The sequence below is a fragment of the Celerinatantimonas diazotrophica genome (assembly GCF_004339545.1).
GTDB classification, from domain to species: domain Bacteria; phylum Pseudomonadota; class Gammaproteobacteria; order Enterobacterales; family Celerinatantimonadaceae; genus Celerinatantimonas; species Celerinatantimonas diazotrophica.
Genome location: NZ_SMGD01000013.1, coordinates 1 through 13,783, shown reverse-complemented (window position 1 = coordinate 13,783; position 13,783 = coordinate 1). Strand labels below are relative to the sequence as shown.

Here is a 13,783-nt window from a genome sequence, read left to right as displayed (position 1 = left end):
TAACTCAGTTTTACCAAAGCTTTTGATATATTTATTATCTTGTTTTTACTTAAGTTATATCGGTGCATTGAGCAAAAAATAAAACGTTTATAGACGTTTAACACAACATCTTTTTAGCACTAATTGTCTCGTTGCGGCACACTTATTATGATTCCTAGATTGTCTGAAACGCCTCCTTTGGCGGCAAATTATCAAAATTATCTTGAGCAGCTTAAACAAAATGGCTTTCGCGGTGAAATTGAAACCCGTTATTCGAGTCGTCTGGCTGTGGCAACTGATAACTCGGTGTATCAGCTTTTGCCTCAGGCAGTTATTTTTCCTAAAACGATTGATGATATTCAGATTGCGACACGCTTGGCGAATGACCCAGCAATGCAAGCTGTATCTTTAACTCCGCGCGGTGGAGGGACGGGAACCAATGGCCAATCGCTCACCGATGGTATTGTTGTCGATTTATCACGGCATATGAATCAGCTCATTGAATTAAATGTTGAGCAGCGCTGGGTTAAAGTGCAAACCGGAATGGTTAAAGATGCACTAAACGAATTATTGAAAGAACATGGTTTGTTTTTTGCTCCAGATTTATCAACGAGTAATCGCGCAACACTCGGGGGTATGATCAATACAGATGCTTCTGGTCAAGGGTCGCTGCAATACGGCAAAACGAGTGATCATGTTCTGGAACTGACCGCAGTGACAATGGATGGTGAGCGCTTAACTACAGCCCCAATAGCAACTAACGTGGCTCGTCACAGTGGTAACATTATGCTGCAAACGGCCACTGAAGTTTGTGTTGATAATCGGGCTCTAATTGATGAAAAATTCCCACCATTGAACCGGTTTCTGACTGGCTATGATCTTAAACATGCTTATGATACTGAACTTGATGAAATCGATTTAACTCGATTGCTGTGTGGTAGTGAAGGATCTTTGGCATTTATCTGTGAAGCGAAACTTGATCTGACGCCTATTCCGCAATATCGCACATTGGTGAATATCAAATATGCCTCATTTGAAGCAGCTTTGCGTCATGCTCCAGCATTAGTTCAAGCGCAGGCTCTGTCTGTTGAAACCATCGACTCCAAAGTGCTTAATTTGGCTCGTGAAGATATTATTTGGCATAGTGTTCACCATCTGTTTAAACAGGTTAATGACCAGCCGATGGATGGCATTAATATTGTTGAATTTGCCGGCAATGATTATAAATCGCAACATGAAAAAGTTGTCGCGCTATGCTCCCAACTAGATCAAGCCCAACAGGATGGAACAATTTTGGGATATCAGTTGTGCGATGATTTAGCGAGCATTCAACAAATCTATGCGATGCGAAAAAAGGCTGTAGGTTTGTTGGGGAATACCAAAGGACGGCAAAAACCAGTTCCGTTTACTGAGGATACTTGTGTTCCTCCGCATAATCTGGCTGATTACATTATGGAGTTTCGTTCTCTGCTTGATTCACATAATTTGCAATATGGCATGTTCGGTCATGTTGATGCCGGGGTATTACATGTGCGTCCAGCTTTGGATTTATGCGATCCTGAACAGGAAAAAGTGATGCGCTCGATTTCTGATCAGGTTGTGGCCTTGACTGCTAAATACGGCGGGTTGATGTGGGGAGAACATGGGAAAGGGTTTCGTTCTGAATATAGTCCCACGTTTTTTGGTGAACAATTATTTACGCAGCTGAGAAAGATTAAAGCTGCTTTTGATCCGCATAATCAACTTAATCCTGGGAAAATTTGTACCCCGTTAAATAGTGATGCATCACTGGTTTCAGTTGATAGTGTAAAACGCGGGACGCTTGATCGACAAATTCCGGTCAATATTCGGGATAGCTTTCACAGCGTGATGGATTGTAACGGCAATGGGTTGTGCTTTAACTACGACACGAGCTCACCGATGTGTCCATCATTTAAGGTCAGTTATGACCGGCGTTTTTCTCCCAAAGGGCGAGCTGGATTAATGCGGGAATGGTTGCGCCAGTTTTCGCAGATGGGGATCGATCCATTTGAACTTGAACAACAGGCTTTAAATGGTAAAAAGCCAGCGGATCACTGGTTGTCTAAAATTCGCCACACTATGGCAAAGCGGCAAGGTGAATATGATTTTAGCCATGAAGTAATGGCGGCAATGCAGACTTGCCTCGCTTGTAAAGCATGTGCAACTGGATGTCCTATTCAAGTGGATGTTCCGCAATTTCGCAGCCGATTTTTATTCCTCTACCACAGTCGCTATTTGCGGCCATTAAAAGATTATGTAGTTGGATATGTTGAAAGTTATCTGCCAGTTATGGCCAGAATGCCACGGTTGATGAACTGGACTATGTCATCGAAAATGGCGCAAAACATGACTCGTCAAATGGTTGGACTGGTTAGTTTACCTAAGTTGAGTTATCCACCATTGCGCGAATGGATCCCTAAATCGCTCAAAACTGAGTTTGACTTTGCGGCATTAAAACGGCTCAGCATTGACGAGAAAGCGAAAACGTTGCTCATTATACAAGACCCATTTACCAGCTTTTATGAAGCAGATGTTGTGGCTGATTTTGTGAAACTGGTGGCTGCGTTAGGTTATCATCCGGTGTTGGTTCCTTTTAAACCAAACGGCAAAGCTCAGCATGTTCAGGGCTTTTTAGCACAATTTGAGAAAACCGCGCGTAGTTGTGCTGAATTTTTAAACCAGGTGGCAAGCCTTGGTATTGCTATGGCCGGTGTCGACCCGGCGATGGTGTTATGTTATCGCGACGAATATAAAACGATACTGAAAGAAGAGCGGGGCAATTTTAATGTGCTCTTGGCTCAGGAGTGGCTCTCTCAAATTTTAGCTGCCATTGACAGTTATCCGAAGAGTTCCCATGCGCCATTTTATCTGTTAGGCCATTGTACTGAAAAAGCCTTGCTGCCCGGTTCTGATAGCATTTGGGCCAAAATTTTTACTCATTTTGGCGCAAATTGTGAAGTCCAATCAGTGGGATGCTGTGGCATGGCCGGAACTTATGGTCATGATGCCAGTCAGTTAGAGACATCAAAAGAAATTTATGCCATGAGCTGGCAGAAGACTTTAGAATTTTTACCTAAAGATCAGTGCTTAGCAACTGGCTATTCGTGTCGTTGTCAGGTAAAACGATTTGAAGGCGTCAAATTATTACATCCTGTACAGGCTTTGTTACATATTGTCCAAGGAGTTTAAGTGAGTCAGATTTGGCAAAAAGAGATCAGTTTAGAGCGATTAAATGCACTGATCCCAGGTACTATGCTTGAAGCTACCCAGACACGTTTTTGCGAGTTTGGAGATGATTATCTATGTGCAACTATGCCAGTGACTAATGCCGTAAGACAACCCGTAGGGTTGCTACATGGTGGTGCTAGCGCTGCTTTAGCGGAGACGGTCGGTAGTATTGCAGGCTTTTTTGCTTGTCCGCAAGGGTGTCATATCCTAGGCGTTGATATTAGTGCTAACCATCTTCTGCCCATGAAATCTGGTCAGGTGGTCGCTAAAGCCACACCGATTCGTTTGGGCGGATTATTGCAGCTATGGCATATTGATATTCGTGATCAAGCTCACCCTGATCGACTTATCTGTAGTGCCCGTCATAGTGTTATTGTTCGTAATACTAAGTAAAGTATCGCGCAGCTTGTTCATGGCTGCGCAGTTATCATCCTGTTTTAGTCTGTTGCTGTATAAATACGATCGCTATTTTTAGGAGGGGTCATGGCTGGGAAAGTATCACAAGCACTGTATGAAAAAATCGGCAGTGAAGAGGATGCCAGAGCTTGCCAAGATATTGATGATTCACAGTGCCAAATTGTGGCAGGCAACTTCTTTAAAATCCTTCTTGCTCAATTTTTAAGTAAAAGTGGCGATGCCTTAATGAACCCTAAAGTCACATTGCCTTGGGTGATGCAGTCATTAGGAGTTCCGGCTGTATTTTTAGGGTGGCTTGTACCCATTCGTGAATCGGGGTCATTATTACCTCAGCTTATTATCGCCAATTTTGTCAGAAAGTTGGCCGTTCGACACAATGTGTGGGTTGTCGGCAGCCTATTGATGAGTTTGTCGATGATCGCCGTGGCGCTATGTATTCATTTTAGCCACGCAATGACAGCAGGCTGGTTGATCATTTTATTCCTAAGTATTTTCAGCTTGTCAAGAGGGCTTAACTCGGTTGCTTTTAAAGATGTTTTGGGTAAGACCGTAGAGAAAAAGCGCCGAGGTCGCATCAGTGGTTTTGCTACTAGTGGTGCCGGGTTAGTGACTGTCTTGGTCGCGGTGGGCGTTAGTCTTGATATTGCCCAGCGACATAGCTTAACTGTATATACCTTAGCCTTTGTATTGGCGGCCGCCTGCTGGGCGTTCGGTGCACTAATTTATAGCCGCGTTATAGAACAACCAGGCGCTGTTGATGGGGGTCGTAATGGATTATGGTTAGCGTTTAAACGGTTGTCACTGATCTTTAAAGATAAGCCGTTTGGCTATTTTGTGCTAGCTCGTGCGCTGATGCTTTGTTCCGCCTTAAGTGCTCCATATTATGTGGCGATTGCTCAGCAACAAGGGCAATCAACATTATTGCAATTGTCATTTTTTCTAGCTGCTGGTGGTCTTGCTGAACTCATCTCGGGTCCTTTTTGGGGCTGGTTTGCAGATATATCGAGCCGTAAAGTCATGATTATTGCCTCCTTGGTTAGTGCGCTGTTAGGGGCTGTGATTGCTATCTCTGTTGGCACAGCCTTAATAGGTCACTATGGTGCTTGGTTTATCCCAGGAGCGTATTTTTTGCTCACTATTGCTCATCAGGGCGTGAGGCTAGGGCGGAAAACGTATTTGGTTAATCTGGGTAAAGGAAATAAACGAACTGATTATGTTTCAGTGAGTAATACGCTCATTGGGGTCATTTTACTATTGACTGGCTTTGTTAGTTTGTTGCAACCGTTAATTGGCTTAGCTGGAATTTTAGCTGTGTTAGCGATGATGGGTTTTTTAGGTGCGTTGTTGGCGACTAGGTTGCCTGAAGTTTAAGCGTGTTACTGGCATGTGCTCCTATCGGAGTGCATGCTTAAGTAAGCCATCCATGCGTTAGATGGGCTAAATAGATAACCCCAATGTAACGCACTGTTTTACCAATTCCGACCAAAATCAGAAAGTTTACTATGTTAACTTTCATGATCCCTGCAATCAACGTTAATGCATCGCCTCCGACGGGAAGCCAAGCGAATAATAGGCTCCACTGACCATATCGATTAAACCAGCGCTGCATTTTATCAATTTGTTTGTCTTTAAAATAAAACCATCGTCTGTTTTTAAAACGCAGGATATATAAACCTAAATACCAGTTTACGACAGAGCCGAGCGTGTTACCTAAGGCTGCAACAATTACGAGTAATGCTGCGCTATGTCCTTGATTGAGCATCGCATATAGAAAAATTTCTGAATAAAACGGCAAGATAGTTGCAGCCAGAAAAGAGGCAGCGAATAAAATAAGATAGCTAAGCATCATTGTCCTATTGGTGTCGGCGGTATAGTTTCGCTTGTGCGATGAGCCAATGAAATAGTTGGCGTTGGCTATGTCGGTAGAACAGATATTCAGGGTGCCACTGCACACCTAGCATTGTATGGTGATTCATATGCTCAATGGCTTGAATAAAGTCATCTTTATCAGTTGCCGCAACCTTAAACTCGGGCGCTACCTGATAAATTGCTTGGTGGTGGAGGCTGTTGATTTGGATTTTAGGTCGATTAACAAGTTGAAAAAGCTGGGTTTGCTCGGTCAAGTATGCGGTTTTCCGCGGCAAAATTGTATTGAAGTTTGAGGTTTTTTGACGCATGGGGCGGATATCGTCATAGAGTGAGCCACCGCAGACAACGTTTAATAATTGATAGCCGCGACAAATCCCCAGCATCGGTAAATTTTGTTCCAACGCGTAACGGATGTAATGGATTTCAAGTTCATCTCGTGGTTGATCGTATTTGGCTTTAGGCATTTCCTCTTCGCCATAAAGTGATGGGTGAATATCATCCCCACCACTGATAATCAGTGCATCCAGGCGATTGATGTTCGCACTATGGCGAATACTAATCCGTTTTGCTTGGGCGCCACAGCAACGCAGAATACTCGACAATGCAAACCATGAGGGTGACCAGTACTTCGCATTGCCGGTAACGCCTATAAGTGGTTTTTGTCGATTTGGTCGAGTTTTTGCCATACTTTCTCCGAATAACGATTAGCCAAGCGGTCATCCGCAATCCAGTCTTGACTCATTTGTGCCAGCAAGGTCGGGTTTGCGGCTATCGCTTCAACAGTGCACCAGATATTCCAGCTTTGAGACAAACTCCAATCCGCCTTTTCAATCTCGCAATTCGGCAATCGATAATGCAATGTTGGTCGGGCATTCACGAGAGGATCATTTAACTTGCTAATAATCCGTGATTCATCTAAGTACATGAAAAGAGGCAACATATCTAATGCTCTGTTGCGTGTTGGGTTAAAAGCCAGATAATCGTCGATAATCTGTGACAGGGGTTCATCGCCTTGATAACCAATGACCAGTTCGCTGTAAGGCTCAGGATAAAGATTAATATAAGGTGTTACTCGGCGAATGAGATCAACTTTATGGCGTTTAACCAGCCAGTGTTGTGCTAGTACGAAACTTTTTATGTAACGGATAATCATCGCGCTATCGTAGCTGGGGAGTTCTGGATTAATGTGCACTCCAAAGGCGTAGATTAATGATTTTCCAGTGCCTAAAGCGCCATTATTGCGGAGTGCTTCAACCATTGGTTCTAACTTATCAAGTTCATTGAAAGCAATAGGTGGGCAAACCACTTCAACGGGCACTGCAATGGTTGCCAGTTTTGCCATCCATTCCATAAATGGATCATCGGCCTTGGTCGTTCCTAGTTCTTGGGCTCGTTGGGCAATGCGTTCTCGAGCTGTTGTTTTAGCAAACTGCCAGTCAATTTCGATTTTAAATGTACCCAGACTGGTTTTGACTTTTCCTTCCGCTTCTGAGATCAGCAAGAATTCGCCATTAAATGCTTCAGCCATCACTCGGCCGGCGGTTTTCAGATCAATCCCTGAAAATTCCAGCTCGAATCCGACATGACGGGGTTGTGCTTGACTAGTGGTGGTTTGCTCAGGTTGAAAAAATAGTCTTTTCATGATGACCTCGTTGTAACAATTCGAGTAAGCGTGTGCCACCCCATGCTTTGTGATACGACTAACGCCACAGTGAGCATAGGAACCGCAATGATTGCGCCGACGATTCCCCACAACCATCCCCAAAAGATAACTGAGACAAATACGACAATTGGATTAACTTTAAGTCGCATGCCGTGGACCAGCGGATCAACAAACATGCCGATAATTGTGGTTAAAACTAAAAAGATAGCAGCTGGAGTGAAAGCCAACCAAAAATGGTGAAAATCACTCAGTGCCACTGCAAAAATAAGCAAAGTAACAGCGGCAACCCCAATATATGGAATAAACCGGGCAAAGGTGACGAGCACCAGCCAGACCCATGGCATTGGAACATTTAAATACCAGAGTATCGAACTAGTGATCAGTCCGGTTACCAGATTCGTGAGAAATGCAGCACCTAAATAACGACCAACTTCACCGGGCAGTCGTCGCCAAAGGGCAATCAATTGGCGTCGTGTTAGACGGTTATGGTTGAGCCGTATTAAATTAAAAATAAGACCATCGCCACTGACCAGTAAAAAAAGCGTGAGAGTCATAATCAACAGCAGTAATGTCATACTGGTTTTTAATTCGTTCAGCAACTTATTCAGCCAGTCTTGCTGCTGATAGAGAACTTGCCGACGCGTATCTGACTGGCTAATGATCTGGCTTACTGCATTAGATACTTGCTTAGATGTCTTCTTAATTGAGCTGATGGTATCTTTGAGTTCTTGTTCTTCATCGAGCATTTTGACTAAGCTGATTGGTGCTTGTTTGATCCAATGGGTAATCGCGGGTGTGGTCAAATAGCCGGCACCGATCACTAAACTGGAACTGAAAGTGATCATAATGAGGCTGGCTAGGATCTTGGGAACATGCCAACGTATTAGCAACTGCACTGGAGGAGAAAGCATCAGCGCTAAGAGGCACGAAGCAACAATGGGAAATAAAAATGAACGTGCTAGAGAGAGTGATGCAACCACCAATACACAGCATAAAACTGGAATACACCAGCGATAGCGATTTATCCACTGGGAGAATGGCTGCTGATTTTTGGATATAGGCTGAGTAATACCTACCTCGACATTAAATCATACTTACTATAAATCATACCGCATTTTGATAAAGTGCCCAAATAGGCAGTTTCCCAGGGGCTGTTTTTTAACAAACAACCATTAACAAAAAGCGGTAATCATTTAGATTTTATCTCGATGATGATTTTGATGAGGCATTCTTACGAGGGCGATTGCGACTCGGAGCTCCATGTCGTTGACTGGTTGGCGTTTTTGGCGTTTTTGGCGTTTTTTGGGCCAGTTGAGCGCTTTGACGGTTAAATGACGCATTAAAGCCATCAACACTGAGTTCATGAATGGGAGATTTAATGAATTTCTCAATGTCGTTTAAGAGCAATAGTTGTTCTTCACTGACCAGTGAATAGGCAGTTCCTGATTGTCCTGCTCGCCCGGTGCGACCTATCCGGTGGACATAATCTTCAGGAATGTTTGGCAAATCAAAATTGACAATTTGTGGGAGTTGTTTGATATCAAGCCCACGCGCGGCGATATCAGTTGCAACAAGGACTTCAATACGACCATCTTTAAACCCGTTGAGCGCACTGACTCGAGCATTCTGGCTTTTATTACCATGAATGGCTGCCGCATTTATATTCGCCCGTTCTAGACGTTGGGTTAGACGGTTGGCGCCATGTTTGGTGCGAGTAAACACTAAAACTTGTTGCCATTTGTTTTCAGTTACTAATTGTTTAAGTAACCCTGTTTTATCGTTTTTATCAACTAAGGTGTAATATTGTTCAACTTTACGAGCGGTCTGATTCTCACGATCCACGGTAATTTCAATAGGATGATCCAGAAGTGATTGCGCTAGTTGGCGAATTGCACCTGCAAAGGTTGCTGAAAAAAGTAAATTTTGACGTTTTTTGGGCAGTAGTTTCAACAGACGACGAATATCGTGAATAAATCCCATATCCAACATTCGGTCTGCTTCATCAAGTACCAGTGTCTGCACTTTAGATAGATCTAACATTCCTTGCGAGCACATGTCCAGTAATCGACCCGGTGTTGCTGTCAATAGTTCACAGCCAGGAATTAACTGGCGGATTTGACTTTTAGCACTGACTCCCCCAAAGATCACTTGGTGACGGATGCGTAAATTTTTGGCATAAGCATCGATATTGGTATCAATTTGAGCGGCTAATTCTCGAGTCGGGGTAACAATAAGTACCTTAACTTCTTTAGTTTGTGATGGCTTTTGCTGACGTAACCGCTCAAGTAGCGGTAATACAAATGCAGCTGTTTTACCTGTGCCTGTTTGTGCTGCTGCCAATACATCTTTGCCTTTGAGAATCACTGGAACCGATTGGGCTTGAATAGGGGTTGGCTTGGAATAACCGAGCGCATTTAAGGATTCGGTAATGGGTTTAGATAAGCCTAGTTCGGCAAAAGACATAGCAACTCACACGTTATAAAAGACACGACAAAATGAGTCGCAAGTCTAGACTAAAAGCAGCTTATTAGCTAGGGGGAATGTCATACTGCCCCTTTAAAACTCATTGGAAGTATGGGAATTAGCAACTGCTCAAACTAAACTAGCTTCGTCAGCAAATGAGGGAAGGCAAACTTTGAACTCTGAAAATACGATCTCTATTCGTAAATCCAAACTAGATGAACTTGAATTTTTGCATGCATTAGTGACGAAAGATCCATTATGGACTGAATTTAATGGCCCATATTTTCCATATCAGGAACCGACATTAGAACAATTTGCACAAAACGTTTTTCTCAGGCTGTATAACGGTGAGGATATGCAGTTGATTTGTGTGAACGATAATCCGATTGGTTCAGTTAGTTTTTATTGGGAATGTGAACAGACTCGTTGGCTAGAAATGGGTGTGATTATTTATGATTCTCAGTATTGGGGGCGAGGTATTGCCAGTCAAGCGTTGCCTCTTTGGATTGAGCACCTTTTTCAAGTGCTTGCTATTGAGCGTGTTGGATTGACCACCTGGTCAGGGAATCCTGGCATGATGCGTTGCGCTCAGAAAGTTGGGCTGAAACAAGAAGCAAGGTTACGCAAAGTTCGTTATTACAAAGGGCATTATTACGATAGTGTCAAATACGGTATTTTGCGCCAAGAATGGCGGGAATTAAAAGGTCAACAGTCCCTAGTAAAACCTCAGTGCGTCTTTCCTCGATGACAAGTTGCGCGAATGTATATTGAAATCCGGGGAGCAGGGGGTAATGGCAATTGAATTGTTGGAACGCTCTATTGCCATTACATTTGATTTAGACAAATTAAGGTATTCTTATGGCAAAAACTGAATATATTATGGCTGACACTTTAGCTAGTTTTGCAGTGACAATTCTGATTGGGTTTTGGGTCAACGGTTTAAGAAAAATAGGGTAAGGTTTGATTGAAAAACAAATGACATCGGCAGATACCGGGATATTGCGAGTAGGCATGGCAATGTGGTCACACGAACAATGGCGTGGGAGTCTCTATTGTGGTCCACGGGAGCAATGGCTGGAAGATTACGCAAAGGTCTTCTCAACGGTAGAAGGGAATACCACTTTTTATGCACTTCCTAAGATTGAATCGGTGCGTAATTGGAGTCGCGCTGTTGGGCCATCATTTAGATTTACGTTTAAATTACCAAAAAGCATCACTCACCAAGCGCAATTATGTCATTGTCAGGGATTGTTAAGTGAATTCTTTGCAACGATGGCGCCAATAGCCGAGCAGACCAGTGTTTGGATGATCCAATTACCTAAGCAGTTTGGTCCGCAACAACTCCCTAATTTAGAATCTTTTTTGGCACAGTTACCCAAAGATCGAACCTTTGGTGTCGAGGTCCGTCATCCGCAATTTTTTACCAAAGGTTCCGCAGAGCAGCAGCTGAATCAGTTATTAATGGCTCAAAAGGTTGAGCGAATCATGATGGATACCCGAGCTGTTTTTGCTGCCCCTGCGACAACTGCCGCGGTTGTTGAGGCGCACGCTAAAAAGCCGCATGTTCCGGTGCATGTCCTTGTGGCGGGCCAAACGCCAATTATTCGTTTTATCGCGCATCCGCAAATGTCGGCCAATGACCAGTTTTTTCGGCCTTGGTTAGCTAAACTATCAATTTGGCTCAGTAATGGATTAAACCCTCATCTGTTTATTCATACGCCAGATAACGTATTAGCACCGCAGTTCGCGGTTTATTTATATCAACAGTTGGCTGATTTTTATCAGCGTGAAACAAACATCGTATTACCTAGTTTAGAATTACCTGAATCACCGGCTGCTCAACAAATCGATATTTTTTAGCGAATCGCTCGTAAGTTAACCAGGAGATATATTATGAACATTGGTGAACAGCTCATTAGTTTGGAAAAAATTTTGCTTAGTCCAGCGATTCGTCATTGTATGGAGCAATTCAATGCGCTTCTAGCTGATGATTTTGTTGAAATTACAGCGAAAGGTGAACGCTTAGAGCGTGCAGAAACCATGTCGGAAGTTTATGGGGACAGTTGGGATGTGGAGATTCATGCGTTGGAGCATCGCCAAATTTCTCAAGATACTCATCAGTTGATCTATTTATGCATGATTAAACTGCCAAACCGACCTGTTAAATATACGCGACGCACCAGTTTATGGCGCTGGAATGGCGAAAATTGGCAAATGGTTTTCCATCAAGCTTCGTTGTGTTCATCGGCTAATTTCCATCATGAAGATGGCCAATAAAATATGTTCGTGGGTTCAATATGACTTTAAAAAGTGACTTTATATTGCATATCGTGCTTATTGAAGGGAACTTTTGGGCCTTGCAACGTCTAATACTTTCGGGGATGATTAGTTAAATGTGTGGGCAACTATAGATAGCTCCTGCATTGGTTTAATGGCAGTAAGCTTTTAATCAGGCTAGTCATGTATATTTTATTTGTTTTTATGGGGGAGTAATGCCAGAAAATCAATCATTGTTTCGGCGCTTGACGGCACCGATGAGTGCGTTTTTCCAAATTAATTTTATCCATTCTAAGATTCTTTTTGCCCGTCAATTTCTCTCAACTCCGCGCACAGTGGGTGCTATTGCTCCCAGCTCTCGTTTTTTAGCTCGTAAAATGGTTGAACAGATTGATTTTAATAGTGCGCGTTGTATCGTCGAAATTGGTCCCGGTACTGGCGTTTTTACTGATTTATTGATCAAACGACGCTCGGATCATTGTGAGATTATTCTGATTGAGACGAACGAAGTATTTGTGCAACAGCTTAACGAACGTTATGGACACTTAGACAATGTCCGAATTATTCATGACTCTGGTGAGAAAATCAATCTGTATAAAATGAAGTATGGAATTGAACACATTGATTACATCGTATCCGGGATCCCTTTCTCAAGTTTACCCGCTCAGGTTTCAACTAATATTCTTTCGACAGTAAATAAAGCCTTGTCACCGAATGGCCGATTTATATTATTCCAATACAGCCTCATGAAGGTTAAAACAATTACGACTTGGTTTGATATCACTTTTATCGAGCGAAGTTGGGCGAATTTGCCACCTGCCTATGTGTTCACCTGTCGTAGTAAACAAATACAGTCATAACCTGTGTAAAACGAGTCATGAGGATTTTGACTCGTTAATTTTATGAACGCTATTTATTTTATCAAAGTTGATTATGATTAATGTGCTGGATGGCCTGATTACGGTAATGATTTAAGCGTTCAACTCGCCACTTTGAGATGTTGTATTGATAAACATGAGCGGGTAATACATGGGGTTGATCTTGAACTGTTTTTTTGTAAACAAAGCCTGATTTTTCCAATACCTTTTGTGATGCTCGATGGTTAATTCGCACGGTAGCATTGACGAGTTGGAGCTGGCATTGGTCAAACCCCGCTTGTAACATAGCTTTCGTGGCTTCAGTTGCATAACCATTGCCCCAAGCTTGTACTGCAAACCGATATCCTAAATTAATAATAGGTTGACCGGCAAATTGCCGATGGGTAAATCCACCAAATCCTAAGATATTAAATTCATCCTCACGGGGACTAATCACCCACATGCCAAATCCATCTTGCTGCCACTGAGAAATCCACAGCTGCAGTATGTCTTGTGCGATTTCAATATTCTCAATTGGCCCTTTAGGATTAAAAACATTGGTGGCCGGGTCGGCATAAATACGATAAAAGTCACATAGATCGTTGCTATTGGGTTTTCGTAAAATCAGTCGGTTAGAGATTATATCCATATGAGTACTGAATCAGTTACTGAGATTAAGACTAGGGTAGAGCATTTAAATGTCAGCAATATGAATGGGTTTGCTCTAGGGACTGTTGATCTTTGGTGGTTGAATTTTGTTCAAAATGCGTTTAAATGAACCCCAAGGGCAGTATCTGAGAGGAATTTATCCAGCGTTAAACGTTCTTTGTGGCCAATTACTACACGGCACAACGTTTGCCTTGCCTAAATCCCTCTCAGATTTCTGCGAAACTAATCACAAAAGGTCAACCGTCCCTAGGGACTGTTGATCTTTCGTGGTGGTTTTTTGAACGGCATGGTAAAGGGTTATAATTTGCTTCGCCAAAAGTAAAACCATGAACCAATACCA

General features: G+C 42.9%; 13 protein-coding genes. 7 read left to right on the top strand and 6 right to left on the bottom strand.

The window, feature by feature from the left end; translation table 11 throughout:
• Nucleotides 1–147: 147 nt before the first annotated feature.
• The 3 genes from ydiJ to EV690_RS09190 all read left to right on the top strand — a co-directional run bounded on the left by ydiJ (nucleotide 148) and on the right by EV690_RS09190 (nucleotide 5,016).
• Complete coding sequence (gene ydiJ / locus EV690_RS09200; RefSeq protein ID WP_131912723.1) at nucleotides 148–3,189, top strand: D-2-hydroxyglutarate dehydrogenase YdiJ; 3,042 nt, start codon at nucleotides 148–150, stop codon at nucleotides 3,187–3,189.
• Entirely contained in the window at nucleotides 3,190–3,621 is a 432-nt protein-coding gene (locus EV690_RS09195) for a hotdog fold thioesterase (protein WP_131912722.1), read from the top strand.
• Nucleotides 3,622–3,711: 90 nt separating this feature from the next.
• Nucleotides 3,712–5,016 carry an MFS transporter gene (locus tag EV690_RS09190; protein WP_131912721.1) on the top strand — a complete coding sequence of 435 codons (1,305 nt, stop codon included), beginning with the start codon at nucleotides 3,712–3,714 and terminating at the stop codon, nucleotides 5,014–5,016.
• A gap of 37 nt (nucleotides 5,017–5,053) precedes the next feature.
• On the opposite strand, the gene EV690_RS09185 is transcribed toward EV690_RS09190, so the two are convergent.
• The 5 genes from EV690_RS09185 to EV690_RS09165 all read right to left on the bottom strand — a co-directional run bounded on the left by EV690_RS09185 (nucleotide 5,054) and on the right by EV690_RS09165 (nucleotide 9,640).
• Nucleotides 5,054–5,491 carry a YqaA family protein gene (locus tag EV690_RS09185; RefSeq protein WP_131912720.1) on the bottom strand — a complete coding sequence of 146 codons (438 nt, stop codon included), beginning with the start codon at nucleotides 5,489–5,491 and terminating at the stop codon, nucleotides 5,054–5,056.
• A gap of 7 nt (nucleotides 5,492–5,498) precedes the next feature.
• Nucleotides 5,499–6,200, bottom strand: coding sequence for a gamma-glutamyl-gamma-aminobutyrate hydrolase family protein (locus tag EV690_RS09180; protein WP_131912719.1), 702 nt, complete (start codon nucleotides 6,198–6,200; stop codon nucleotides 5,499–5,501).
• A complete protein-coding gene (locus EV690_RS09175; RefSeq protein ID WP_165872712.1) occupies nucleotides 6,161–7,156 on the bottom strand; it encodes an amidoligase family protein in 996 nt (331 codons plus the stop codon). The genes EV690_RS09180 and EV690_RS09175 overlap by 40 nt, the downstream gene beginning before the upstream one ends.
• A complete protein-coding gene (locus tag EV690_RS09170; protein ID WP_263433856.1) occupies nucleotides 7,153–8,160 on the bottom strand; it encodes an AI-2E family transporter in 1,008 nt (335 codons plus the stop codon). The genes EV690_RS09175 and EV690_RS09170 overlap by 4 nt, the downstream gene beginning before the upstream one ends.
• Before the next feature lie 217 nt (nucleotides 8,161–8,377).
• A complete protein-coding gene (locus tag EV690_RS09165; RefSeq protein WP_131912716.1) occupies nucleotides 8,378–9,640 on the bottom strand; it encodes a DEAD/DEAH box helicase in 1,263 nt (420 codons plus the stop codon).
• Between the two features lie 172 nt (nucleotides 9,641–9,812).
• On the opposite strand from EV690_RS09165, the gene EV690_RS09160 reads away from it, so the two are divergent.
• From EV690_RS09160 to EV690_RS09145, 4 genes are all read left to right on the top strand, one after another.
• Nucleotides 9,813–10,388: a GNAT family N-acetyltransferase gene (locus tag EV690_RS09160; RefSeq protein ID WP_131912715.1), complete on the top strand. Its 576-nt coding sequence runs from the start codon at nucleotides 9,813–9,815 to the stop codon at nucleotides 10,386–10,388.
• A 227-nt stretch (nucleotides 10,389–10,615) separates the two neighbouring features.
• Nucleotides 10,616–11,500, top strand: coding sequence for a DUF72 domain-containing protein (locus EV690_RS09155; RefSeq protein WP_131913107.1), 885 nt, complete (start codon nucleotides 10,616–10,618; stop codon nucleotides 11,498–11,500).
• A gap of 33 nt (nucleotides 11,501–11,533) precedes the next feature.
• Nucleotides 11,534–11,917, top strand: coding sequence for a nuclear transport factor 2 family protein (locus EV690_RS09150; RefSeq protein ID WP_131912714.1), 384 nt, complete (start codon nucleotides 11,534–11,536; stop codon nucleotides 11,915–11,917).
• 215 nt (nucleotides 11,918–12,132) lie between these two features.
• Nucleotides 12,133–12,777 (top strand): class I SAM-dependent methyltransferase, encoded by a 645-nt coding sequence (locus EV690_RS09145; RefSeq protein WP_224055019.1) that lies wholly within the window; start codon nucleotides 12,133–12,135, stop codon nucleotides 12,775–12,777.
• 61 nt (nucleotides 12,778–12,838) lie between these two features.
• Here the strand turns inward: EV690_RS09145 and EV690_RS09140 are convergent, their stop codons facing one another.
• Nucleotides 12,839–13,423, bottom strand: a complete 585-nt coding sequence (locus EV690_RS09140; protein ID WP_131912713.1) for a GNAT family N-acetyltransferase — start codon at nucleotides 13,421–13,423, stop codon at nucleotides 12,839–12,841.
• Nucleotides 13,424–13,783: the final 360 nt, after the last annotated feature.

What these genes read in the sequence shown, in the direction of transcription:
- ydiJ (WP_131912723.1), top strand. Translation starts at nt 148, where the DNA reads ATGATTCCTAGATTGTCTGAAACGCCTCCTTTGGCGGCAAATTATCAA.
- EV690_RS09190 (WP_131912721.1), top strand. Translation starts at nt 3,712, where the DNA reads ATGGCTGGGAAAGTATCACAAGCACTGTATGAAAAAATCGGCAGTGAA.
- EV690_RS09185 (WP_131912720.1), bottom strand. Translation starts at nt 5,491, where the DNA reads ATGCTTAGCTATCTTATTTTATTCGCTGCCTCTTTTCTGGCTGCAACT.
- EV690_RS09180 (WP_131912719.1), bottom strand. Translation starts at nt 6,200, where the DNA reads ATGGCAAAAACTCGACCAAATCGACAAAAACCACTTATAGGCGTTACC.
- EV690_RS09175 (WP_165872712.1), bottom strand. Translation starts at nt 7,156, where the DNA reads ATGAAAAGACTATTTTTTCAACCTGAGCAAACCACCACTAGTCAAGCA.
- EV690_RS09165 (WP_131912716.1), bottom strand. Translation starts at nt 9,640, where the DNA reads ATGTCTTTTGCCGAACTAGGCTTATCTAAACCCATTACCGAATCCTTA.
- EV690_RS09155 (WP_131913107.1), top strand. Translation starts at nt 10,616, where the DNA reads ATGACATCGGCAGATACCGGGATATTGCGAGTAGGCATGGCAATGTGG.
- EV690_RS09150 (WP_131912714.1), top strand. Translation starts at nt 11,534, where the DNA reads ATGAACATTGGTGAACAGCTCATTAGTTTGGAAAAAATTTTGCTTAGT.
- EV690_RS09145 (WP_224055019.1), top strand. Translation starts at nt 12,133, where the DNA reads ATGCCAGAAAATCAATCATTGTTTCGGCGCTTGACGGCACCGATGAGT.
- EV690_RS09140 (WP_131912713.1), bottom strand. Translation starts at nt 13,423, where the DNA reads ATGGATATAATCTCTAACCGACTGATTTTACGAAAACCCAATAGCAAC.